At 59.2% G+C, this 24,740-nt stretch carries 21 protein-coding genes; 6 read left to right on the top strand and 15 right to left on the bottom strand.

Translation table 11 applies throughout. The annotated features are described in order from the left end of the window. The first annotated feature begins 15 nt into the window (after positions 1 to 15). From BM485_12540 to BM485_12525, 4 genes are all read left to right on the top strand, one after another. Positions 16 to 780: a hydrogenase gene (locus BM485_12540; GenBank protein OKY74663.1), complete on the top strand. Its 765-nt coding sequence runs from the start codon at positions 16 to 18 to the stop codon at positions 778 to 780. A 30-nt stretch (positions 781 to 810) separates the two neighbouring features. Then, positions 811 to 2,784, top strand: a complete 1,974-nt coding sequence (locus BM485_12535; GenBank protein OKY74662.1) for a hypothetical protein — start codon at positions 811 to 813, stop codon at positions 2,782 to 2,784. A gap of 116 nt (positions 2,785 to 2,900) precedes the next feature. Beyond that, positions 2,901 to 3,809: a hypothetical protein gene (locus tag BM485_12530; GenBank protein ID OKY74797.1), complete on the top strand. Its 909-nt coding sequence runs from the start codon at positions 2,901 to 2,903 to the stop codon at positions 3,807 to 3,809. Continuing rightward, a complete protein-coding gene (locus tag BM485_12525; protein OKY74661.1) occupies positions 3,806 to 4,564 on the top strand; it encodes a hypothetical protein in 759 nt (252 codons plus the stop codon). Before BM485_12530 ends, BM485_12525 begins: the two co-directional genes overlap by 4 nt. Here BM485_12525 and BM485_12520 read toward each other — a convergent pair. Further along, positions 4,558 to 4,869 carry a hypothetical protein gene (locus tag BM485_12520; protein ID OKY74660.1) on the bottom strand — a complete coding sequence of 104 codons (312 nt, stop codon included), beginning with the start codon at positions 4,867 to 4,869 and terminating at the stop codon, positions 4,558 to 4,560. The two genes, BM485_12525 and BM485_12520, sit on opposite strands and share 7 nt — an antisense overlap. Before the next feature lie 216 nt (positions 4,870 to 5,085). On the opposite strand from BM485_12520, the gene BM485_12515 reads away from it, so the two are divergent. After that, complete coding sequence (locus BM485_12515) at positions 5,086 to 5,460, top strand: hypothetical protein (protein ID OKY74659.1); 375 nt, start codon at positions 5,086 to 5,088, stop codon at positions 5,458 to 5,460. A 143-nt stretch (positions 5,461 to 5,603) separates the two neighbouring features. Here the strand turns inward: BM485_12515 and BM485_12510 are convergent, their stop codons facing one another. The 4 genes from BM485_12510 to BM485_12495 all read right to left on the bottom strand — a co-directional run bounded on the left by BM485_12510 (position 5,604) and on the right by BM485_12495 (position 9,948). Then, complete coding sequence (locus tag BM485_12510) at positions 5,604 to 6,083, bottom strand: hypothetical protein (GenBank protein OKY74658.1); 480 nt, start codon at positions 6,081 to 6,083, stop codon at positions 5,604 to 5,606. Between the two features lie 190 nt (positions 6,084 to 6,273). Further along, complete coding sequence (locus BM485_12505; GenBank protein ID OKY74657.1) at positions 6,274 to 8,253, bottom strand: hypothetical protein; 1,980 nt, start codon at positions 8,251 to 8,253, stop codon at positions 6,274 to 6,276. Between the two features lie 85 nt (positions 8,254 to 8,338). After that, positions 8,339 to 8,788 carry a hypothetical protein gene (locus BM485_12500; GenBank protein OKY74656.1) on the bottom strand — a complete coding sequence of 150 codons (450 nt, stop codon included), beginning with the start codon at positions 8,786 to 8,788 and terminating at the stop codon, positions 8,339 to 8,341. A gap of 14 nt (positions 8,789 to 8,802) precedes the next feature. Further along, positions 8,803 to 9,948, bottom strand: coding sequence for an NADH-dependent alcohol dehydrogenase (locus BM485_12495; protein ID OKY74655.1), 1,146 nt, complete (start codon positions 9,946 to 9,948; stop codon positions 8,803 to 8,805). 379 nt (positions 9,949 to 10,327) lie between these two features. Here BM485_12495 and BM485_12490 point away from each other — a divergent pair, with 379 nt between their 5' ends. Further along, positions 10,328 to 11,254 carry a hypothetical protein gene (locus tag BM485_12490; protein OKY74654.1) on the top strand — a complete coding sequence of 309 codons (927 nt, stop codon included), beginning with the start codon at positions 10,328 to 10,330 and terminating at the stop codon, positions 11,252 to 11,254. Between the two features lie 298 nt (positions 11,255 to 11,552). Here BM485_12490 and BM485_12485 read toward each other — a convergent pair whose 3' ends face one another. The 10 genes from BM485_12485 to BM485_12440 form a co-directional block, all read right to left on the bottom strand. Beyond that, positions 11,553 to 12,758 (bottom strand): multidrug ABC transporter substrate-binding protein, encoded by a 1,206-nt coding sequence (locus BM485_12485; protein OKY74653.1) that lies wholly within the window; start codon positions 12,756 to 12,758, stop codon positions 11,553 to 11,555. Beyond that, complete coding sequence (locus BM485_12480) at positions 12,758 to 13,480, bottom strand: macrolide ABC transporter ATP-binding protein (GenBank protein OKY74652.1); 723 nt, start codon at positions 13,478 to 13,480, stop codon at positions 12,758 to 12,760. Before BM485_12480 ends, BM485_12485 begins: the two co-directional genes overlap by 1 nt. Positions 13,481 to 13,482: 2 nt before the next feature. Further along, positions 13,483 to 14,769 carry a hypothetical protein gene (locus tag BM485_12475; GenBank protein ID OKY74651.1) on the bottom strand — a complete coding sequence of 429 codons (1,287 nt, stop codon included), beginning with the start codon at positions 14,767 to 14,769 and terminating at the stop codon, positions 13,483 to 13,485. A gap of 7 nt (positions 14,770 to 14,776) precedes the next feature. After that, entirely contained in the window at positions 14,777 to 16,234 is a 1,458-nt protein-coding gene (locus BM485_12470; GenBank protein OKY74796.1) for an RND transporter, read from the bottom strand. A gap of 121 nt (positions 16,235 to 16,355) precedes the next feature. Beyond that, the gene (locus BM485_12465) at positions 16,356 to 16,967 is read right to left on the bottom strand and encodes a hypothetical protein (GenBank protein OKY74650.1); all 612 of its coding nucleotides are present in this window, start codon (positions 16,965 to 16,967) and stop codon (positions 16,356 to 16,358) included. Continuing rightward, on the bottom strand, positions 16,964 to 17,959 hold the full coding sequence (locus tag BM485_12460) for a hypothetical protein (GenBank protein ID OKY74649.1): 996 nt from the start codon (positions 17,957 to 17,959) through the stop codon (positions 16,964 to 16,966). The genes BM485_12465 and BM485_12460 overlap by 4 nt, the downstream gene beginning before the upstream one ends. Before the next feature lie 4 nt (positions 17,960 to 17,963). Further along, positions 17,964 to 18,767, bottom strand: coding sequence for a polyamine ABC transporter ATP-binding protein (locus BM485_12455; protein ID OKY74648.1), 804 nt, complete (start codon positions 18,765 to 18,767; stop codon positions 17,964 to 17,966). Between the two features lie 3 nt (positions 18,768 to 18,770). Next, positions 18,771 to 19,916 (bottom strand): hypothetical protein, encoded by a 1,146-nt coding sequence (locus BM485_12450; GenBank protein OKY74795.1) that lies wholly within the window; start codon positions 19,914 to 19,916, stop codon positions 18,771 to 18,773. 151 nt (positions 19,917 to 20,067) lie between these two features. Beyond that, a complete protein-coding gene (locus tag BM485_12445) occupies positions 20,068 to 21,474 on the bottom strand; it encodes a multidrug transporter (protein OKY74794.1) in 1,407 nt (468 codons plus the stop codon). A gap of 88 nt (positions 21,475 to 21,562) precedes the next feature. Further along, positions 21,563 to 24,730, bottom strand: coding sequence for a multidrug efflux RND transporter permease (locus BM485_12440; GenBank protein OKY74647.1), 3,168 nt, complete (start codon positions 24,728 to 24,730; stop codon positions 21,563 to 21,565). Positions 24,731 to 24,740: the final 10 nt, after the last annotated feature.

The raw sequence follows: 24,740 nt of genomic DNA, 5'->3' as shown, positions 1-24,740 counted from the left end.
AATTGAGGTATTGACATGTTGAAAATCATTCGAGAGCGCTTCCGCCAGGGGTACAGAACCGGTGGCTTTCCAAAGAGCGAGCCGGTCCTGCCCGAACGTTTTCGCGGTCTGCCCGTGTTGCGTCAGGATCTTTGCGCCCCATGCACGGAAGGCTGTGAACAGCGGTGCCCCTTTGGCGCGGTCAGCCGCGAGGCCGGGAAAACAGTCATCGACCTCGGCCGCTGCCTCTTCTGCGCCGACTGCCCGGTCTGCCCCCATGGCGCCATTACCTTTACCAGTGATTACCGGCTGTCGACCCGCAGCCGGGCCGATCTCGTTTTCAGCGGCCACGAACTTGCCCTGGCCGAACGCCTTGAGGCAAAAATCCTCGGCCTTTTCGGTCGCTCCCTCAAACTCCGCCAGGTATCGGCCGGCGGCTGCAACGCCTGCGAGGCCGACACCAATGTTCTCGGCACCCTGTTTTTTGACCTGGGACGCTTCGGCATCCAGTTTGTCGCCTCCCCCCGCCATGCGGACGGCATCATGATCAGCGGCCCGGTCAGCGAAAATATGCGGCTGGCGCTGCTCGCCACCTATGCGGCTATACCGGAACCGAAACTGGTCATTGCCACCGGGGCCTGCGCCATCAACGGCGGCCCCTTTGCCGGCAGCCCCGAAATTCATGACGGCATCGATTCCCTGCTGCCGGTGGACCTCTATATTCCAGGCTGTCCACCCCATCCATTCACCATTCTGGATGGCCTCCTGCGACTGCTTGACAAAAGAAAGGATGGGAAGTAAAGCTTTAGCGAAAATGGGGAGACCATCGATATGCGCTTTTTCATCCCTGCCGTCATCCTGCTGCTTCTGTCGGCCTTCATCGCGCCCTTTTGCCGCCGGGGATCGCTTTTGGCGGATCGGCTTTCGCTTTTTGCCGGCCTCGGCGGCTGCCTCTGCGGGCTTGCGGCCGTCATTTTTTGCCTCATCCATCCGGAGGAGGCCCTTCTCCGCCTTCCCTGGTCGAGCTTCAGCGGATATATCGCCCTGCGCCTTGATCCGCTCGCCGCCGTTTTTCTTCTGCCCGCCTTCTTCATTGCCTGCGCGGGCCTGCTCTACGGCACCGGCTACCGGCCGACGGCAAAACAGCCCGGCACCTCAGCCTGGATCCGTTTTTTCTACCCCCTGATCACCGCGGGCATCGCCCTGCTGCTCACCGCCGATAACGGCGTTGTTTTTCTCATCGGCTGGGAGATCATGGCACTGGGCGGTTATTTCCTGGTGGTGACCGAGGGCGACAACGAGGCGCAGCAGGCGGGGTACATCTATCTTGCCGCCACCCATACCGGCACGCTGGCCCTGTTTGCCATGTTCGGCCTGCTCGGCGACGAGGCGTGCGTCGTTTCTTTCCCGCCGGCGGGAAGCATCCCGGCGGACACGCCGACGGCAACCGCCATCTTTCTGCTCGGCCTTTTCGGTTTCGGCTTCAAGGCAGGCATGGTCCCCCTGCATATCTGGCTGCCCCGCGCCCATGCCGCCGCCCCAAGCCACGTTTCCGCCCTGATGTCCGGGGTGCTGATCAAAACCGGCATCTACGGCCTGCTGCGCCTGACCGGCTTTTTCTCGACCATCCCGGCCTGGTGGGGCTGGCTGGTGCTCGTTCTCGGGGTGGTATCGGGCATACTCGGGGTGCTGTTCGCCATCGCCCAGCACGACTTGAAACGCCTGCTGGCCTATCACAGCGTTGAAAATATCGGCATCATTCTCATCGGCGCGGGAGCCGCCCTGCTCGGCCGCAGCCACGGCATGCACGAGGTCGCCGTTCTTGGTCTGGCCGGCGCCCTGCTCCATGTCATCAACCACGGCCTGTTCAAGGGCCTGCTGTTTCTCAGCGCCGGGTCCATGATTCACGCCACCGGCAGCCGCCGCCTGTCCGATTTCGGCGGTCTGCTGCAATCCATGCCCTATACCGCCCTCTTTTTCCTCGGCGGCGCGGTTGCCATCTGCGGCTTGCCGCCCTTAAACGGCTTTGTCAGCGAATGGCTGGTTTATCTCGGGCTCCTGAAGGCCGGACTTGATCCATCGAATCTCATCAGCGGCAGCCTGATTCTCGCGGTGGTGGGACTGGCACTGGTCGGCGGCCTGGCCCTGCTTTGTTTTGCCAAGGTTTTCGGCCTCGCCTTTCTCGGCATGCCGCGGCAGGATTTGTCCCATGTCCATGAAGCGTCCGGCTCCATGCTGTCCGCCATGGCTCTGCTGCTTGGCGCCTGCCTGTGGATCGGATTGCTGCCAACCACCATGCTGCCCCTGCTGGATCGCGGCATCGCCGCCTGGCTCGGCACACAAGCGGAAGGGGCAGTACCCCTTGCCGCCCTGGCCCCGGCCGGATACATCAGCCTTGCCGCCCTGGCCCTCATCGCCCTTCCGGTCTTTTTTCTCTTGGCCGGCCATCTGCGGCCCAAGGGCGAAATTCCGCGCCGATGCACCTGGGGTTGCGGTTACGCCCTGCCCCTGCCCCGGGCCCAGTATTCCACGTCGTCCTTTGCCGAGACCATCATGAAGCTCTTCAACTGGACGATGGGAACCGTTTTCCAGATAAAAAAACCGCAAAATCTCTTTTCCCCTGCCGCCTCCTTCCGTTCCCACACTCCGGACCCGGTTCTGGACAGAACCCTTATCCCGAGCCTCACCGTCATCGCCGTGGCCGCAACCAAAACGCGCAGGCTTATTCAACACGGCATAATCGGCTTGTACCTGCTTTATTCAGCCCTGGTCGTCTGTGCCCTGCTTATTTTTGTGCTTTTCTGAACGGACAAAAAAAGGTGAATTTTTTTTTACGAATCCATCACCGATCAAAAAGGGTGAAAGTCCGTCACCGTGTTGTATAATCAGGGATCATGAATATCGACTCCGAGCCGGACATCATTGTCAGCGTCAAGCAGCTCTGCAAATCATTCGGTGACCGCCGCGCCGTGGACGGCATCAGCTTTGACCTCAAGCGGGGTGAATGCCTGGGATTTCTCGGCCCGAACGGAGCAGGCAAGACGACTTCCATCAAGATGCTGCTCGGGCTGGTGGAAAAAAGCAGCGGCACCATCCGTATTCTCGATCGGGAGATGCCGCGGCAGCAAAGCGAAGCCAAACGGTTTATCGGTGTTGTGCCCCAGGCCGACAGTCTGGACCCCGACCTGACGGTGGCGGAAAATCTGCTGATCTATGCCGCCTATTTCAATATCCCCCGCAAAATCGCCCTGCAAAAAACCGAGGAACTGCTCCATTTTTTTGCCCTTGCCACCAGAAAAAATGAAATCATCGAACATCTGTCAGGCGGACAACGCCGGAGACTGCTGCTTGCCCGGGCCCTTATTCACGACCCGCAACTGCTCATTCTCGATGAACCCACCGTGGGCCTTGACCCCCAGGCCCGGCATCTGATCTGGCAACGGCTTGAGATCCTGCAGGAAAAGGGAACCACCATGCTGCTGACCAGCCACTATCTCGACGAGGTGGAGCGGCTCAGCAACCGGGTGCTCATTCTTGATCACGGCACCATCGTCGCCCAGGGCGATCCCCGGCAACTGATCACCGAATTGGTCGGCATTGATGTTTTTGAGGTGGAGGGAACGACAACGGAACTTGACGCCCTGGAGGCATCCTTCAAAAAGTGCAACGCCTCCACCGAACGGGTAAGCGACAAACTTTACGCCTACACCCAGGAGGATTGCACCCAGCTTGAATCCCTGCTGAAGAACTCCCGCGGCTGGCTGCGCAGACCGGCCAACCTGGAGGATCTCTTTATCCAGTTGACAGGCCGCTCATTGAGGGAATCATGAAACTCTTCCGTTTCCAGACAATCGTGCTGCGCAACAGCCTGGTTTGGCGCAAGCACATCATGGCCACCCTGATCGGCAATCTGGGCCAACCGCTGCTCTTTCTCCTGGCCATGGGGTACGGGCTGGGCAGGGATGTCGGCCCCATTGACGGTCTGACCTACCTGCAGTTTCTCGCGCCGGGCCTGGCCGTCTCATCGGTGATGTACAGCGCCGCCTTTGAAACGACCTACGGTTCGTATACCAGGCTGTCCATCCAGAAAACTTACGAGGCCATCCTCATGACCCCTCTCGACATAACGGATATTGCCATGGGAGAAATTTTCTGGGGTGCCGGCAAAGGGCTTTTGTCCGGCATCATCATGCTGGCAGCCCTCCCTCTTTTCGGCGTCTGGCCTTCCCCCTGGACCATGCTCCTCCTGCCGCTGCTTTTTCTCTGCGGGATATTTTTTGCGGCATTCGGCCTCATCATGACAACCCTTGCCGACAATTACGAATTCTTCAACTATTTCATCTCGCTGGTGTTGACCCCCCTTTTTCTCTTCTCCGGTATTTTCTTTCCCCTGGCTTCCATCCCGGATACGGCCAGGACAATTTTTGAATTGTTACCGCTCACCCCGATTGTCACCTTGTCCCGCATGCTCTGCTACGGCCAGTTTGATCAGCCGTGGATGATGAAAATAATCGGCTCGGCCCTGCTGACCCTGCTGACCTGCCGGTTGGCTGTCTCTTTACTGAGAAGACGGCTTATTCAGTAACGCCTTGCGCCTCTTTCATTTGATTCTTCAATGTTTTCACGAAGTATACGCGACAAAAAATTACCGCGAAATGGTCCTGTAAAGAATTTTGTGTAAATGGTTTTTGTGATCAAAATTCCGGCAGCCTCTCTGCAAACATGATGCGGAACTGATTCAGGGCTGATTTCCAGTTTTTGATCGGCATCGTCCAGTCCGGCGGCGACAGAACCAAGGGTTTCAATGCCACCCCGGGCAGTGACGGGGATGATCTTCTGGTTGGCAGGGAGACCGGCGGAGCGGATCCTCTTTCGGGAATTTAATTTCACTCTGCCCCCCCCTTTACACCCATCAGTATTGCCTCAATTCTCTATGTATTTTCCCTCATACTGAATAGCAAAGGTAAAACAATTGACTTAAGTCAAGGGATACTCTGGTTAACTGAGGTAGATTGAAAAAATGAGACACAGCAACCATATGCATTTTTGCAAACTGTGTCGTCACTGATTCAGGAAGGTTATACTTTTTACCAAGGGGAGTGGACCATGATGACAACAAATGAGTTGAAAAAACATCGAGAAATTCTAAATGCGGTGGACTGGAATATGACTCCTGAAAAAGCTGTGGATATGTATCTCGAATGGGGAGCAGGCTGGTCACGCGGCAATGATTTTGTCAGCGGTAATGATCAGTCAATATATTTTGTTCTCTTTGACTGGGAAACGCCACCACAGGCAACTCTTATCCGAAGAAACATGAAAGAGGCCGTAGAAATTGCCAAGATACCGGTACCGGCAGATCTTTTCCATGAGGCATGCGCGGAGGATGGCTACAGGCCGGGTGGGACAGTGCATCGCCTCAATGACAGGCTGAAACACTGGCTGTCAATTGAAATTGGTTCGCCATTTTCGTTTTATTGATTGTCAATAACTCAGCAGGATTCATTCCTTTTGGCGAACGAGTCTGCAGAAAAAGCCGTTTTTGGCGATAACTGGCGTGCCCGGGAGAATTTCATTTTTAAAAATCTCCAGTCATCCTTAATCCAGCGTTCTCTTTCGGCTCTTCAGCTTTTTGGCTTGTCACTGGCAACGTAAAAGTATCCCAAAAATGGCAATAAAAAGTGTACCACTTCCAACCTTTGCTCCACAAAACGTGGTCTCCTAATTTTCTCATCGTGTTCGTTGCGTTCGCCTCGACAATGAGCTAAGAGCAGACTTGACCCCAGATTCAAGAGATCGGCGAGCATCGCGGCATCGGCTCGATCGTTTTTCTTCTTGGCAGTGGTGATGGCCTTGAGCATCTGGGGATGCGCCACTTTTACCTCAACCGCATGGGGAGAAAGGAAATCATAGATCCACCCTGTGAAAATGGTTGCCTCCATCGCTCCCACCCAGAGGCCAGGTAATCCATTGACCCATTCACCAACTGACATCCTGTCAGCACCAATCATTCCCTGTCCGACGATACGGCCATCTAACGTCTTGATGCAATAAGCAATCAGTTTCTTGTGAACATCCAACCCAATGTAGTAAAGTGTTCTCATGGAAACCTCCTTGTGGTCTCTTTCTGGACGAGCCCATCTCGATCCAGCCGTTTGTCTCATTACAAACATTTTGAACCACTTGGAGGTTTCTTGCAATGTGGACTGCTTATACATTCAAACAGATTTATTTTACATTGCCACATCGAACATCTCAAAAAGTCAAACTCACCTCTGGAAAAGGTGTCTTCTGTCAGGTTTTCCGCATAATCCCGCAAACGGTCGAACTGAGTTCGTGCAGCTTATAAGGCTTGGGAACCACCCCGCAAAAACCATAGTCACGGAAGTTGGCCATAATGGGATCATTGGCATAGCCGCTTGACACCACCGCCTTGATTTCCGGATCGAGTTCGAGCAAGCGGGCAATGGCCTCCCTGCCGCCCATGCCGCCGGCGATGGTCAGGTCCATGAGCACCGCATCAAAAGGGGTCCCCTCCTCTTTCGCCTTCATATACATTTCAATTGCCTCCTTGCCGTCTCCGGCCTGCGCGCTTTCACAGCCGAGATAGTTGAGCATTTCCGCGGCAATTTCCCGAACGATCTCTTCATCGTCCATGATCAGAATCCGGCCCTTGCCGGAAGGGGCGGGGTCGGAAGATTTTTCATTTTTCGGATGCGGCACATGATTTTTCGCCGAGGCGGGAAGGTAGATGGAAAAAGTTGATCCCCGGCCGATTTCGGAATCAGCCGTGATACTGCCGTCATGTTTTTTGATGATCGAATAGGCGACGGCCAGTCCGAGGCCGCTGCCGCTCTGCTTGCTGGAAAAATAGGGGTCGAATATCTTGGTGATATTTTCCGGCGGGATACCGCTTCCCTGATCAGTAAAAGCTATTTGCACATAGCGGCCCGGACGCAGCCCGAGACAGTTTCCTTCATCGGCGATATAATTTGCCGTGCTGATTGTCAACACCCCGCCATCCGGCATGGCCTGGCAGGCGTTGATGGTCAGATTCTGCGTCACCTGGCTGAGTTGCCCTTCATCCACTTCAAGCGGCCACAGATCCTCGGCCAGCTGAAATTCGCAGCGAATATTGGCGCCCCGCAGGATGAAACTGCTGGAGTCCCTTATCAAATCCGCGATGGAAGTAATTTTTTTAATCGGAGCACCGCCCTTGGAAAAGGTAAGAAGCTGCTGGGTCAGGCCTTTGGCCTGCTGGGAGGCCTTTTCAGTCATTTCCAGCCGTTTGAAAACCGGATCATTCGGCTGCAGAAACATCTTGGCAAGCGAGATGTTGCCGAGAATGGCGGTGAGCAGATTATTGAAATCATGGGCGATTCCGCCGGCAAAAATACCCACCGATTCCAGCTTCTGGGCCTTCAGCAATTCCGACTCCATTCTCCTTTTTTCCGTGACATCACGGAAAATGCACTGGGTGGATACGGGGTTGCCGTCCTGGAACTTGCAGCAGGCATTGCCTTCAATAACGACCCTTCTCCCTTCCTTGGTCATGAAAACCGTGTTTCCGCCTATTTCCTGCACCTTTTCCTCGGACATGACGCGCTGGAAGGTCTGCTGACAGTGCTCGGTGCATTCGGGGGCAATGAGGTCAAAAATGGAAAGATTTTCGATTTCCTCCTGATCGTAACCGAATGTCTCCCGCCAGGCCCGGTTGACAAACAGAAGATGCCCGTCCGGGCGCACGATCTGAATCAGGTCATGGGCATTTTCAAAAAGATCCCGGTAGCGCCTTTCACTTTCATGCAAGGCCTGTTCGCTTCTGACCCGCTCGCCGATGTCCCGGAAAATACCGGTCATGGCAACGGGCACGCCATCCTTGAACTTGGTGGTGCAACGTCCTTCAACCAGAATCTTCCTGCCGTCCTTGGCCACAAAAACGGTTTCATTCCGGTCAAGCCTTTCTCCCTGAATGAGGCAAAGAAAAATGTCGCGGCACCTTTCCCGGCAATCCGGATCAACGATGTCCATTAATTTCAACTGAGCTATCTCGGCATCGGAATAGCCGAGCACCTCCTTCCAGGCCTTGTTGACATAAAGAAAGGAACCATCCGGAGTCACGCTGTGAATGAGATCGCTGGCATTGTCCACCAGGTCGCCGTACCGGGCGACCAGCTCCTCCATGGCGACCGCCGCCTCACGCCGGGCAACCGCTTGTTGTTCAAGGTCATGGACTTTTTTTTCCAATTCTTCGTAAGAGGGTTTTTCTTGCATCGCAACCATTCCATTTTATTTTCGTATGTTCCAACCGAAGGAAACGGGAAATGAGACAATTCCCCCTTATACACGACAAAAAAAATCATTCAGCCATGACGGAAGCGGTTATCATGCCTATCGCCAGATAGCGGGCCAGCTTGCCGGCAACAACCAGCAGGGAAAAAAGGACAAAATTCATCCGCATCATGCCGCCGATCAGGCAGAGAGGATCGCCCACCACGGGCACCCAGGAGAATAAAAGCGACCAGCTCCCGTATTTCCGGTAGAAGCCCTGCGCCCTGGCCAGATCGTTATCATTTATGCCGACCATCTTCCGCACCAGAAAAGTCGCCCCCCACAGGCCGATGCCATAGGTGGTGCAGGCCCCCAGATAGTTGCCGACCGTTGCCGTCGCAACCACCGATGCAAGCGGCAGCCGGTTCAGCACCAGGGCGACCAGCAGCCATTCCGAGCCCAGGGGAAGCACGGTTGCCGCAAGAAAACTGAGAAAAAACAGGGCAGGCAGCCCGTTTGCGATCAGAAAATCTTCCATTCCCCTGCTCGGCTTCAGACCGCGAAGCGAAGAATTTCGGCAATGGCCTTGCGCGGATATATCCCGGCAATGCCCCACTGGGTCGCAAGCCCAAAGGCATTGTCGGCAATCTGATCGATGTCGTGCTCCTTGATGCCGACATGCGAAAGACGGGTTGGGGCGCCGATTGCGGCAAACCAGTTTTCCAGGGCATCGATGCCGGCCTCAACCCCGTGGAGGCCGAATATTTCCAGGGAAAAACGTTGAAAACGCTCGGGACACCTGGGGGAATACCATTTCATCCAGGCGGGAATGACGATGGCAAGCCCCGCCCCATGGGCGATATTGTAAATGGCGCTGAGCGCATGCTCGATCATGTGGTTCGGGAAACTGTACTCGTCAAGCCCGGCGGTGGTCAGACCGTTCAGGGCCAGGGTCGCGGCCCACATGAATTCCGCCCTGGCCGCATAATCGGCAGGCGCCTTCATGATGATGTTGTTTGTCTCGATCACTGTTTTAATAATGCCTTCGACCAGCCGGTCCTGCAGGTGCGTGCCTCCACGGCGGGTAAAGTAGCCCTCGATCACATGGGCGACGGCATCCACCGCCCCATACGCCGAGTAATTCGGCGGCACCGTGCAGGTGAGCTCGGGATTAAGGATGGACACCCGCGGATAAACGTGGATAGAGGCGATATTGTACTTCTGCCGGGTTTCCTCGTTTGTCACCACAGCATTGCCGTTCATCTCGCTGCCGGTTGCAGCCAAAGTAAGCACGGCAAACACCGGCAGGGCGGCGACAACCTCCTTGCCGACAAAATAATCCCAGACATCATCGTCACTCAGGGCGCCAACGGCGATGGCCTTGCCTTCATCCAGCACCGAACCGCCGCCCACCGCGAGAACGGCATCAACCCTTTCTTTTTTTGCCAGATCAACGCCAAGCCGGGTATGGGAAATCACCGGGTTGGACACCACCCCGGCATGCTCGACCCAGGCAATGTTATTTTGTTGCAGGCTTGCGACAATTCGATCCCAAAGACCTGATTTTTTAATCGAATCCCTGCCATACAGAAAAAGGACCTTGCCGATGCCGGCAGCCTGTAATTCTTTGCCGATTTCCGTTTCCCTGCCACGCCCGAAAAGTATCTTTGTCGGGTTATGAAAGTCAAAATCAAACATGCAATCCTCCCCCCTGTAGTTGTTTTCCCGTTTTTCATCTGCCGGGCTGTCCCGGTCCCGCCAAAACCCGGCTCACCCCGTTCCCGGCTTCTTCCGTGATGCATCCGAGGTGGGGATCGCTTCTTTCCAGCCATGCCGGCCCACACATTTGCCGAGTTAACATTTTACAAACTGCACACAGTATACTAAAGTTTTTTTATACATGTTTTAATTGTTTTCCTGAAAAATACGGATAAGTGACGTTCTCCCGACGGAAAATGCCGCCATGCGCCACCACAGGCCATGGCATGATTATTGAATACAAGACAAACAGTTGCACACGAAATATACATTTCAATGTGGTTATCCAGCATCCAAACTCTTAACAGGAGAAGAAAACATGAAGAAAAAAATGACATTTTTCGCTCTCGCGGGAATCCTTGCCGGAACGGCAGCTCAAAACGCCTGGGCAGACAACATCGATGCGATCATCGTGACCCCGGATTCGGTTGTGGTGACGGGAACGCTTTCCGGCTGCGCGGAGCCCAGGGAAATCACCCCGCTGCTTTCCACCCTTGACGCCACTTACTTTATCGATCTTTTCGCCGGCCCGCTGCCGCTTGACGCGGAAGCCTGCAACACCGCATTCACCCAGACACTCCCCCTGCCCGAGGGAGATGAAATCACCCAGCTTGCGGTATCACTTTACGCGGGCAATGCCGATGAAGAGGCTCCCGCCCTCGCGGATACCGAGACCATCGTCCTCCAGTCCAACAGCGGCGACGAACAATGCCAGGCCGATTGCTGGTTAAGCTACGACCTGTGCCTGGCGGACTGTGAAGGAGCGATTGACATCGATCTGTGCCGGAGCGAGTGCGAGGCATCCCGGGCAGTATGCCTGACCGACTGCGGCACCGTGGACACTACCGTTCTCTGCACGCCGGAGACATTGAATCTCGCCTCCAAAGGCCGCTGGGTGACCTGCAAGCTCTTTACCGAAGAAGACGTTGCCCTTGAGGACATCGACACCGCCTCCATCCTGCTGAACGGAGAAATATCCGCCGACAGGGCGGTAATCAGCGACGATGGCTATTTGAACATCAAATTCAGCAGGGCCGCGCTGAGCACCATGTTCACCACCTCGGTGGAACCGCTGACCTTCCCGCTGACCAGCGAATTGGTGGTGAGCGGCAGCATGATTGACGGACGCGACTTTCTTGCAACCGATACGGTCCGGGTGATCAAACCTGTTGCCAAAAAAGTCAAAGCTCAGAAAAAAGTAAAAGCTCAGAAAAAGGTAAAGGCCCAGAAAAAGGTAAAAAAATAAATTCCGACTGGAAATAAAAGGGCCGTAAACCCCCGCCGGCCCTTTTATTAACGCAAACCCCGTTCGCAGCATCCGGCGAACGGGGTTTTTTATTGCCGCACCGGAAAAGGTGTTGCGCAGCAGCGACAAAAAATCAGCAATACCTGCGGCCATCCGGCTACCCGCCTTTTTCCCCCGGCATTCCGCCCTTTTCCCGCATGCCCCCTCGCCGGTTATCCTGTCGCCGGAAAACGACAAAAAATATTCAAATTCGTATTTGCCACGGGAAACGCCACGCCAAGAGGCTGCGGACGCCGCCCTATTCATGGCGCAGGGCGTCAATGGGGTCGAGACGGGCCGCCTTTCTGGCCGGAAAAAAGCCGAAGATGACACCAACGGCGGCGGAAAAGAAAAAGGCGATGACCATGATACCGGGGTTGAAAATAAAGGGAATCCGCAGCAGCCGGGCCAGGCCGATGGAGCCGCTGACGGCGAGCAGGATGCCGATCACGCCGCCGAAGGAGGAGAGCACCACCGCCTCCACGAGAAACTGCAGCAGCACCTCGCGTTCGAGGGCGCCGATGGCAAGTCGTATGCCGATCTCCCTGGTGCGTTCCGTCACCGACACCAGCATGATGTTCATGATGCCGATGCCGCCCACCAGCAGGCTGACCGCCGCCACCGCGCCCAGCAGGGTGGTGAGGATCTGGGTGGTGCCGGTGAGCATTCTGGTGATTTCCTTCATGTCCCGCACCTGAAAATTATCGTTTTCCGCGCCGACGATGTGTCGCCGGATGCGCAGCAGCTCCTCGATATCGCTTTTGGCCTTGTCCGTTGACCTGCCCTCGGCCACCGACACCTGGATCAGGCTGATGTCCTGATTGCCGGCAATGCGCCGCTGAAAGGTGCGCAGCGGCACCAGCACCAGATCGTCCTGATCGGAACCAAAGGTAGACTGGCCCTTGGCCTCCAGCACGCCGATGACCTGGCAGGAGAAAGTGCCCAGCCGGATGCTGCTGTCAATGGGGTCCATTTCGCCGAACAGCTCCTTGCCGATTGTGGCGCCGATAACGCAGACCGCCTTGCCGGCCCGCAGTTCCGTCTCCAGGAACCGGCGGCCGGACTGCACCTCCCAGTTGCGCACCGTAAAGAACGTGTTGTCAATGCCGGTGGCAGTGGTGGACCAGTTGGCGTTGCCGTAAACAGCGGTGATCCTTTGGGAGGAAGAAGGGGCGACCGCGGCCACGGCGGGAATTTCCCGCAGGATGGCGTGGGCATCGTCCAGATCAAAGGGAGGAGCGCTGGTGGTCTGGCCCGGCCCCATGTGCTGGCCGACCCGCACCATGAGCAGGTTGCTGCCGAGACTGGCGATCTGCTCGGTGACCTGGGCCGTGGCGCCGCTGCCGATGGTAACCATGACGATGACCGCGGCCACGCCGATGACGATACCGAGAATGGTGAGAAAGGAGCGCAGCACGTTGCGCCGGATCTCCCGCAGGGCGAGAAGCAGTGTATTGGCCAGCATCAGCCCGCCTCCCCGTTTGCCTGGTCCACCAGGACCAGGCCGTCCCGGAACTGCACCACCCGCCCGGCAAACCGGGCCATTTCCTGTTCATGGGTGACCATGATGATGGTGATGCCCTGCTCCCGGTTAAAGGAGGTGAGCAGATCCATGATCTCCAGACTGCGGGCCGTATCCAGGTTGCCGGTCGGTTCGTCGGCCAGCAGCACGGCCGGCTCGGTGACAATGGCCCGGGCGATGGCCACCCGCTGCTGCTGGCCGCCGGAGAGTTCGCCCGGCGTGTGGTGTTCCCAGCCTGCCAAACCAACGGCTGCCAGCGCCGCGCCGGCCCGGCGGTGGCGCTCCTCGGCCTTGATGCCCCGGTAGATGAGCGGCAGCTCGACATTTTCCAGGGCCGAGGTACGGTTCAGCAGGTTGAAGCCCTGGAAAACAAATCCCAGTTGATGGCGCCGCAGCATGGCCCGCTGGTTTCTGCTCAGCGCACCTACCTCGACGTTGCGGAAGAGATATCTGCCGTCAGTGGGCGTATCAAGGCAGCCGAGAATATTCATGCAGGTGGATTTGCCGGAACCGCTCGGCCCCATGACCGCCACGAAATCACCCTGGTCGATGCGCAGGTCCACCCCGCGCAGGGCCTGCATGGCCGCCGTGCCGCTGCCGTACACCTTGGTCACCCCCTGCAGTTCCACCAGGGGATGACGCCCTGTCGCCGCCTGGGCCGTCATAATTATTCCCCTTTGCCGACAGCTTCCACGATGAGCGGCATGCCGACAGTGACCTCGCCGCTGGTGATCTCGGTCATGATGCCGCTGGTGGCGCCGGTGACGACCGGCACGGCCTCGGGCCGGCCTCCACGCAGGGTCCAGACCCGCTGATTTTTCCTGGTGCCGTTGTCCTCGGTTTTCTTCGGCCTGGTGCGGGAAGGCCGGGGAAAAAGCTTGCTGACCAGACTGCCGCCTTCGGTGCCGACCTGCTGTTCCTCCTCCTGCTGCTGCGGGGCATAGCGCAGGGCGGCGTTGGGCACCAGCACCGCCTCCCGTACCTGCTTGACGACAATGTCAGCCGTGGCGGTCATGCCGGGCCGCAGGGAGAGATCCGCGTTGTCCACGTTGAGCACGGTGAGGTAGGTCACCACCCCCTCGCTGGCCTGGGCGCCGTAACGCACCTGGGTGATCTGGGCGGGAAAGACCCGGTCCGGATAGGCATCCACCGTGAACTCGGCCTGTTGGCCCTCCTTGACCTGACCGACGTCAGCTTCATCCACGTCCACATGGAGTTCCATTTTGGTGAGATCCTCGGCCAGGGTGAAGAGCACCGGCGCCTGCAGGGAGGCGGCCACGGTCTGGCCCGGCTCCGCGCTGCGCACGAGCACCACCCCATCAACGGGCGAAAGGATGGTGGCCTTTGCCAGATTGGACTGATCCACCCGGTGATTTGCCTCGGCCGCGGCGATATTTGCTTGAATCACCGCCTCGTTGGCCCGGGCGCGTTTGAGGTTTGCCTCGGCCGCATCGAATTCCTGACGGGAAGGCATTTTGCCGCCGCTGAGCTGCCGGACATGGGCCAGTCGTGCCAAATCATTTTGGGCCTCAAACAGGGTGGCCTGGGCCTGCAGCAGATTGGACCGGGCCGATTCCACCGCGGCCCCGGACTGGTTGACCTGGGCCGCGAGCGTGGTGGTGTCCAGCCGCGCCAGGGTTTGGCCGGCCGTCACCGTGTCGTTGTAATCGACGAACACGGCGGCAATGGTGCCGGAAACCTCGGAACCGACATCCACCTGGTTGGTGGGTTGCAGTTTCCCGGTGGCGGTGACGATGACGGTGAGATCACCGCGCTGGGCGGCCACGGTCTTGTAATCGACGGCCTGGCCGTTTTGCCCGGCATTCCACCGGAACACGACAACGATGACGACCAGCAGCAACAGCCCCCAAAGCAGCAACCGTTTCAGCAAGCCTCCCCTGCCCGGCGGCGGCTCCAGCGTCAGTGATTTTTCCAGCTCCGCATCCTGTCCCATGTTTGCCTTACTCCTTGTCATTTTCCCTTTTTCCCACCGCTTGCGGCTCTGTTGCCGGAGCCGCGGCCTGCCATCCTCCGCCCAGGGCCTTGTACAAACGGATCAATCCCGAAACGACGGCGCCGTCGCTTTCCGCCAACTGATCCTCAAAGGAAAGCAGGGTGCGCTGGGCGTCCAGCACGATGGTGAAATCAACCAGTCCGGCACTATACTGGTTTGCGGCAAGGGCCTCGGCCTGGCGCGCGGCATCCACCGCAACAAGCAGCCGTTCCCGGCGCAGCTGTTCTTCGACATAGGCGCTGAGGGCGTTTTCCACCTCTTCCAGCGCGCCCAGAATTGCTGCTTCATAGGCGAGCAGATACTGCTCCCCAATGGCGGACTGCACCTCTATGTTTTGTCGGATGGCGCCCGCATCAAAAATGTTCCAGGAAACGGAAGGCCCGATGTTCCAGGCTTGGCTTGCGGACTGGAACAGCTCTGCCGATTTGAGGGATTCAAGGCCGATGGAGCCGGCCAGCCGAAACTTGGGGTAGAAATCCGCCGTGGCCGCTCCGACACGGGCGGTCTGGGCGGCGAGACTGCGTTCCGCCCGGCGGATATCCGGTCGCTGCCGCAGGGTCTCGGCCGGTACCCCCACCGCCACCATGGGCGGGATGACGGGAATCGGTTTTCTTTCGGCCAGCAGGTCATGCACCCCGCCGGGAGCCTTCCCGGTCAGCACGGCCAAGCGGTTCTTCGCCTCTTCCAGACCGCTGCGCAGGACGGGGATCTGGGCCCGGGTGCTTTCCAGGCTGGAGCGCGCCTGCTGCAGTGCCAGTTCATCACCCAGTCCCGCTTCATAGCGTGAGCGGATCAGCTCAAAGGTCTGCTGCTGAATGGCCAGGTTGTCTTCAGCCACGGCCAGACGGGACTGATAGGTGCGGGTATCCAGGTAATTGAGCGCCACCTCGGCAATGAGCGTCACCAGTACGTCCCGCAGCTCCTCCCGGCTTGCGGCCAGATCCGCCTCAGCCGCCTCCACGCCGCGCCGCACGCCGCCGAAGATGTCCACCTCCCAGCCGGCGTCGGAACTCGCTGCGTAAAAACTGCGCGTCGCCCCTCCACCACTGTTTTCGCTGCTCTTACTCCGGGTGGCCGAGCCGCCGGCGTCCAGGGTCGGAGACCGCCCGGCCTGGCTGATGCCGCGCCGGGCACGCGCCTCCCGCACCCTGGCCTTAGCCTGTCCGACATCGAGATTGGCGTTCAGCGCCTGTTCGATGAGACCGCTCAGCAGCGGATCGTCCAAGGTTGCCCACCAGCCGGCCAGCAGCCGTGGGTCCGGGCTTTCCGCCGCCACACCACCCCGCAGATCGGTGTGCCAGGCAGCAGGAGCGCCGGTTTCCGGCGGGACGTAATCAGGCCCGACAGCGGCGCAACCGACCAGGCCGACAATCACCGACACGGTCAGCACCACGCCGGTTGTCATCACTGAAAATATTTTTTCCGCCGACGTTGTTTTCATCATCAGAAAGCTCGATTTACGGATAGCCGGATGCCCGTTGAAGAACAGCAGGTCAACGAATTTGCGGGTATCATCAGCAGCGGCGTTACCCACGGTCCGCAATCTCCACGGCGATCCGGCGGCTCAGTTCGGCCAGGGCACGGCTCATGGCCGCCGATATCGCCGGGTAGCCTTCCCCCTGCACCGGCTCGACAAAAGCGGCATCCCCCGAGGCAAGCGGAATGTTTCCTTCCTGCCCGTGGAGCAGCCAGGCGGCGTTGAGCTCCACCCGCCCTTCCGGGGTCGCCTCGAAACGGGTGATGTTGAGCTGCACCCGGTAGTTGACGGCTGCCGTCTCCAGCCACGGCAGGACAAGATACCCCTCGCCGGACAGCAACTGCCTCATGTTTTCCACCAGCACCCGGCTCACCTCGTCGGCAAGCGAGCCGCCCCAGCGGTCCAGTTCGGCCCGGTGCAGGGTGTTGGCCCCGCTGCGGGTGGTAATGGCCGGGTGGTCGAGGTATTTTGCCAGGGCAATGGGGCCGATACCGATGATCTGCCGCTGTTTCCCGGCTGGAGCATGGTGCGATTCGCCGGAAACGGCCAGGGATGAAAGGGTGTAAAAACGGGATTGGGCCGTGCTGCCGCAGGCCGCGAGCCCGATGGCCGCAGCGAGCAAAAGCACAACAGTTGCCGGGGAACAAAGCCTTCTTCTCATTTTTCCTCCAGATTGGTTTTTCCGCGCAGCAGGGATTCGGGATGCCGGTTCAGATAATCGACCAGGGCGGCAAGGGCGCGGGACGTTTCCCCCAGCTCCATGAGGGCGTGCCGGAGCTGATACTGTGACCGTTCGTCCGTCGCGGTTCGTTGGATCGTGTCAAGGGTTTCGTCGAACTTGCCGAGTGACTTGCGGGCATCGGTCAGGGTCTGGTTCAGGTTGTTCACCAATTCGGCCGGCGCCCCTTGCTCAAAGGCCAGCACATTGTCGACGTGCTGGATGGCGGTCGTCGCCGCAGTGATTGTCTTGCGGGCATCGGTCGACAACAGCCCCACCTCGCGCTCGACTCGTTCGATCAGTGCCCGTGCATCGGCCGCCGCCAGACTCAGGGTGCGAGGCCCATCCTGCACTTCAGGTGAATTCACCAACCGTTCCAATCCGCCCAGCACCGCATTGGCCCGTTCCACCAGCTGCTGGAGGGGAAGCTCCTCGATCTTTTGCGCAAACTCCTCGGCGGTGGACGGGATAGTCGGAATCTGCGGGTAGCCTGTTCTGTCGGAAAAGAACCGGGCCGGTTTTTCGGGACGGAAATCGATGTCGACCGTGAGCTGGCCGGTGACCAGACTCTGACTCTGCAACTGAGCTCGCAGCCCCCGGTCAATGAGGGCCTGGTGATAGTCGATTGATTTGACCGACCCATTGGTTACATGAAACCTGTTCATGTCAATCTCCACGATGACCGGCACGGTGAACGACATGTCCCGCAGGTTCCCCTGCAGGATGATATCGATCACGGAGCCGATCTTGACCCCGCGGAAAAGCACCGGTGCCCCGATCGACAGACCCTTGACGGAGCCGTCGAAGTACATGACGTGTTTTTTGGTCGGAGAAAAGAATTTCCCCGAACCGAAGAGCGCCACGCCGACCACGGCCAGGACGATGGCGCCCAGGACAAACAGGCCGATGACCGCCTTATTGGCCTTGATACTCATGAGGTTACGCCTCCGTTTGAGAAATGTCCGCCCGGGAGCGGTCGACGCCGCCCCGGGTGAGAAATCGCTTGACTAGCGCATTATCTGATTCAGCCAGCAATCGTCCGGGATCGCCGGACGCGATCATGGTCCTGGTTCCGGCATCGAGAAACACGGAATTGGTGCCGATGGCGAAGATGCTCGGCAATTCGTGGGTGACAACCACCACGGTTGCGCCGAGGCTGTCCCGCAGCTCGATGATCAGGTCGTCCAGCATGCGGGAGCTGATGGGATCGAGCCCGGCCGACGGCTCGTCGAAAAAGAGGATGTCGGGATCAAGCGCCATGGCTCGGGCCAGGCCGGCCCGCTTCTTCATGCCGCCGCTGATCTCGCTCGGGTAATAATCCTCAAAACCGGCCAGCCCAACCAGCGCCAGCTTGAAGGAAACCAGCTCCAGGATCTCGCCTTTCGACAATTCCGTATACTCCTCCAGGGGCAGGGCCACATTCTCCGCCAGGGTCATGGAACTCCAGAGGGCGCCGCTCTGGTAGAGAACCCCGAAGCGGCGCATGATCCGTTGCCGCTCATCGGGCGGCAGCTGCCAGAAATCGGTTCCGTCATAAAGCACCTCACCGGCCGCGGGTTGCTGAAGTCCGATGAGATGGCGCAGCAGGGTGCTCTTGCCGCAGCCGCTTCCCCCCATGATGATGAAGATGTCCCCACGGTTCACGGTGAAAGCGAGGTCCCGCTGGATGACCCGTTCACCGTAGGCCATGGTCAGGTTGTTCACCACGATGGCCGGCGGGGAAGAGGAAGAAGGAGTCGCCATGGCTCAGATCCCCAGAATGTTGCAGACCACCGTAATGACCGCGGTGGCGACGATGATGCTGACAATGCCGGTGACCACCGCCGAGGTGGCGGCGTCTCCCACGGCCGAGGCGCTGCGCCGGCACTGCATGCCGCGCAGGCAGCCCGCCAGGGCCACCAAAACGCCGAACACCCCGCTGTGAAACAGTCCGATCCAGAAATCCTGCAGTCGCACCGCCTTTTTCGTCATGGTGACATATTCCATCACGTTCAGGTCGAGCATAAAGACGCCGACAAACAGTCCGCCCAGAATTCCCATCAGGTCGGCATAGAGGCAAAGCAGCGGCATCATGACGGCCAGGGCCAGAATGCGGGGAAGCACGAGAAATTCCATCGGCGAGATGCCGAGGGTGACCAGGGCGTCGATTTCCTCGTTGACCTGCATGGTGCCGAGCCGGGCGGCAAAGGCGGCGCCGGTTCGCCCCGCCATGATGATGCCGGTCATGATGGCCCCCATGACCCGGACAACGGAGATGCCCACCAGGCTGGCCACATAGATCTGGGCGCCGAACATGGAGAGCTGTATCGCGCCGACAAAGGCGAGGATCAGCCCCACCAAAAGGCTGATGAGGGAGACGATGGGCAAGGCCTGGGCACCGCATTCCTGCATGATGAGCAGCAGATCCCCGGGACGGAAGCGGACCCGGCCGGTGAGCAGCCGACCGCAGGCAACCGTTGCCTCGCCGAGGAAATCCAGCATCTCAACGACTGTTTTCCATGCGTCGATGGCATGATCGGCAAGCCGCTCCAGAAAAGGCGTCTTGCCCTGATCGCCGGGGGCGGATTTCCGTTCGGGGACGGCTGCGGCCAGGGCCAGCAGTCGCCGGGCGCCGGAGGGGAGGTTGGCGTCGTCGAAGGTGACGCCCTGTTCGTCGCAGTGTTTCTTCAACCGCGCCAGAAAGGTGAGCAGTCCGCTGTCCCAATGCTCAAGATTCCCGGTTTCAAACAGCAGCCGGGACGTCGGCGCGGCTGCGAATTCAGCAGCCACTGCCTGAAACGTCAAGGGCAGATTCCCGGCCGGCCAGTTTCCAGCAAGCCGCAAACAAAGCGTCCCGTCTGCCGGGCGGCTGAAAAAATCGCCGGAGGCGGCCAATCCTTCTTGTCGCGGCATGATCGAATCCATCTTTACGGCCTCGCGTTTCGCCGGATGCTCAAAAAATCGTCGTCATTGTTTGCAAAACGACGAAGTCGCCGCTCAGCCGCCGTGGAGGAAGACAAACACCCCCAGACAGCGTGTTGGCTCCTCGGCTGAACGCTGGCGATCACGGCGTCTGTGACGCAGGGATGACTTCTCCCCCGCCACCGAGCACTTTGTATAAGGTTACCAGATTCTGCAGCTGTGTCAAACGGGTGCCGATCATAGCCTGCTGCGCGCCATAAAGCGAACGCTGCGCATCGAGCACGGTCAGATAGTTGTCCACCCCTTTTTCATAGCGGGCCCGGGAAAGCACGTAACTCCCGGCCGTGGCCTCGGTCAGCGACTGCTGCGCCGCCAACTGCTCGCCGATGGTGCCCTGCTGGGCAAGGGCGTCGGCCACTTCCCGGAAGGCGACCTGGATTGTCTTTTCATAGCGGGCCACGGCAATATCCCGATCCGCCTCCGCCACCCACAGATTGGCCCAACGCGATCCGGCATCAAAAATCGGCAGGGTGATCTTCGGGGCAAAGATCCAGGCACCGGAACCGGAGTCAAAAAGACCGGAGAGATCATCGCTGCCGAGGCCAAGGGAACCGACCAGGGTGATACGCGGGAAAAAGGCGGCCCGGGCCGCGCCGATGTTGGCGTTATATCCCTTGAGCTGCTGCTCGGCCGCCAAAATATCGGGCCGCCGGAGCAGTACCTCGGAAGGCAGACCGGGCGCAAGATCCTTGACGGCGGTCAGCGCGTCGGCAAGGGACCGCGGAAGCAACTCGGCCGACACCGGAGCGCCGACCACCAGGCTCAGCCCGTTTTCATCCTGGGCCACCAGGGTGGTATAACGGGCGATATCCACCCGCGCCGCATCCACCCGGGTTTGCGCCTGGCGCACATCGAGTTCGGACGCCGCACCAAGTTCAAAGCGACGTTGCATCAGATCATAGGTGGCCTGCTGCGATTCGAGGGTATTTTGCGCCAGCTCCAGTCGCTCACGATCCGCGGCCAGATTCAGATAATTGGCGGCCACCTCGGCCACCAGGCTGATCCGCACCGCGCGATGTGCCTCCTCGGTGGCGAGGTACTGGGCCAATGCCTGATCCGTGAGGCTCCGCACCCGACCGAACAGATCAAGTTCGTAACTGCTGACCCCGAGGCCGACGCTGTACTGGTCAACGGTCTGGGCCTTGCCGCTGCTTGACAGGTCTTCCGGGATCCGCTGACTGCTGCCGGAGGCGACGGCGTCGATCTGCGGCAGCAGCTCTGCCCGTTTGATCCGGTACTGGGCGCGCGAGCGCTCGATGTTGAGGGCCGCGATCCGCAGATCGCGGTTGTTGGCCAGGGCCAGGGTGATCACCCTCCGCAGTCGCTCGTCACCAAAAAACTCCTGCCAGGGAAGATCGGCCGCCGACCAGCCGACCTGGGCTTCCGCTGCCGGCCGGTAGGCAGGTCCGCTCGGCCAGGCCTCCGGCACCGGTGCCTCCGGCCGACTGTAATCAGGCGCCATGGACGAACAGCCGCAGAGAACAAACAGGGCAAGGCCAACGGTTGCTCCCCGGAGTCCAAGCCGCTGTCTGTCTTTCTGCCTTTGCCTTTCAGCGATTAATGGCGGTTTTTTCATTTCATTGTCCCTCCGCACCAGGGGCACCAGGGGATTGTTCGCCCTGCGGCCCGTATTTCTTGCGACCGAACAGTCGCGAAACCATGACAAAAAAGAACGGGATAAAAAGCAAATCGATGAAGGTGGCCGACAAGAGCCCGCCGGTAACCGCGGTGCCGATGGCGTTCTGGGCCGCGGCCCCGGCTCCTTTGGTCAGGGCCAGGGGCAGGGTGCCGAAAAAAAAGGCCAGTGAAGTCATGATGACCGGCCGCAGCCGGATCTTGACCGCCGCCAGCGTCGCATCAACCAGCTCATGGCCCTGGTGCAACTGGTCCTTGATGAATTGAATGATCAGGATGGCGTTCTTGGTGGACAGGCCCACGGTGGTGAGCAGACCGATCTGAAGATAAACGTCGTTGGGCAGCACCCGCAGCGTTACCGCCGTCACCGCGCCCACCAGACCAAGCGGCAGCATCAGCAGGTTGACAAAGGGGATGGTCCAGCTCTCATAGAGGGCCGCGACGGAAAGGAAAACCACCAGCAGCGAAATGGCGTAGAGGGCCGGCGCCTGTTTCCCGGCCTGTTTTTCCTCGTAGGAAAGTCCGGTCCACTCGTAGCCGATTCCAGGCGGCAACGCGGTCGCCATCTGCTGCATTTCCTCCATCGCCTCGCCGGTGCTCACTCCGGGGGCGGCCTGCCCCATGATCTCCACCGAGGGAATACCGTTGTAGCGTTCCAGACGGGGCGAGCCATACTGCCAGTGAGCCTGGGCAAAGGCCGAAAACGGCACCATTTCACCCTTGTTATTACGGACATACCACCGGTTGATATCCTCCGGCAGCATCCGGTATTGCGGCTCCGCCTGGAGATAGACCTTCTTGACCCGGCCGTTCTCGATAAAATCGTTAACGTAGGTGCTTGCCCAGGCAGTGGTCAAGACACTGTTGATATCACCAGGTGAAACCCCCAGGGAACCCGCCCGCACATCATCGATATCCAGCTTGAACTGGGGGGAGTCATCCTGGCCGTTGGGGCGTACCGCAATCAGCTTCGGGTTCTGCATGGCCATGCCGAGCAGCTGGTTGCGGGCCGCCATCAACTGCTCGTGGCCGATGCCGCCCCGGTCCTGCAGGATGAAGTCAAAGCCGTTGGCCTGGCCCAGCTCGATCACCGCGGGCGGCGAAAAGGCAAAGGCCATGCCGTCCCTGATGCCGGCAAAGGCGCCCATGGCCCGCTTGGCCACCGCCGGCGCCTTGAGATCCCGGCTTTTGCGCAGCTTCCAGTCCTTCAACTTGACAAAGGCCAGGCCCATGTTCTGGCCGCGACCGGCGAAACTGAATCCGGCCACGGTGATGATGGCCTCCACCGCCTTTTCTTCTTTTTCCAAAAAATGGTGTTCAAGCTGCTCGATCACCTTGATGGTCCGCTCCTGGGTGGCGCCGGCCGGCAACTGCACCTGGCAGATAATGAAGCCCTGGTCCTCGTCCGGCAGGAAGGCGGTGGGCAGCCGCAGGAAAAAGAAGACCATGGCCGCGACAACGGCGCCGTAGACCAGCAGGTAGCGGATCGGCTGGCCGAAGGAACGGCCGACAATCCGTTCATAGATATTCCTGCCCCGGTCGAAAACCCTGTTGAACCAGCGGAAGAAAGGGCAATACCAACCGCTGGCGCACCGCTCATGTCCCTTGCCCACCGGTTTGAGCAGGGTGGAACACAGCGCCGGGGTCAGGATCATCGCCACCAGAACGGACAGAATCATGGCGGAGATGATGGTGATGGAGAACTGGCGGTAGATGACGCCGGTTGAGCCGCCGAAGAAGGCCATGGGCAGGAAGACCGCGGTCAGCACGGTGGCGATGCCGATGAGGGCGCCGGTGATCTGGCCCATGGATTTGATGGTGGCGTCATGGGGCGACAGCCCCTCCTCGGCCATGATCCGCTCGACGTTTTCCACCACGACGATGGCGTCGTCCACCAGCAGGCCGATGACGATGACGAGCGCGAACATGGTGAGTGTGTTGATGGAAAAGCCGGCGACCGCCAGCACGCCCAAGGTGCCGAGCAGCACCACCGGCACGGCAATGGTCGGAATCAAGGTGGCGCGGAAGTTCTGCAGGAACAGAAACATGATGACAAAAACCAGGAAGACCGCCTCGATCAGTGTCTTGACCACCTCTTCCATGGAGATCTTGACAAAGGGCGTGGTGTCATAGGGATAGACCACCTTCATGCCGGGCGGAAAGAATTTTTCCAGCTCCGCCATCTTCGTCTTGACCCGCTCCCCCGTGTCCAGGGCATTGGCGCCGGCCGCCAGGCGAATCGCCATGCCGCCGATCGGCTTTCCCTTGTAGCGCGACTGGATATCATAGTTCTCGGTGCCGATCCTGCTCTGGGCCACATCCTTCAGCCGGACCGTCGAACCGTCCGGGTTGGTGCGCAGGATGATGGCGTCAAACTGTTCCGGGGTTTGCAGCAGGGTGCGGGCGGTGATGGCGGCATTGAGCTGCTGTCCCTGGACCGCGGGCGTTTCGCCGAATTGACCGGCCGAGACCTGGGCATTCTGGGCCTGCAGGGCGGCGATGATATCGGTTGTCGTCAAGCGGTAGCTGTGCAGCTTGGCGGGATCGAGCCAGATCCGCATGGCATTCTGGAAGCCGAAGAGCTGCAGCTCGCCCACCCCTTCCAGTCGACTGACGATGTCCTGGATATTGGAGACCATGTAGTCATTGAGGGCGTTGCGGTCCATGGAGCCGTCTTCCGACACCAGACCGATGATCAGCAGGAAGTTCTTGGTGGATTTAACCACCGAAATCCCCTGGCGCTGCACGACCTGCGGCAACAGCGGAGTGGCCAGTTGCAGCTTGTTCTGCACCTGCACCTGGGCGATGTTCGGGTCGGTGCCTGCCTTGAAGGTCAGGTTGATGGCCACTGCTCCGGCCGAGTCGCTGGTGGAGGACATGTAGATCAGGTTGTCGATGCCGTTCAGCTTCTGTTCGATGACCTGGGTGACGGTATCCTGCACGGTCTGGGCCGAGGCGCCCGGATACATGGCGTTGATGGTGATCTGGGGCGGCGCGATGGGCGGATACTGGGAGACCGGCAGGGTCTTGAGCGCCAGCAGGCCCGCCAGCATGACCATGATGGCGATGACCCAGGCGAAAATGGGTCGGTTGATGAAAAACCTGGACATGAAGGGGCTC

It is taken from the genome of Desulfobulbaceae bacterium DB1 (assembly GCA_001914235.1).
Taxonomy (GTDB): domain Bacteria; phylum Desulfobacterota; class Desulfobulbia; order Desulfobulbales; family SURF-16; genus DB1.
This window is presented reverse-complemented; position numbering and strand designations above follow the sequence as displayed.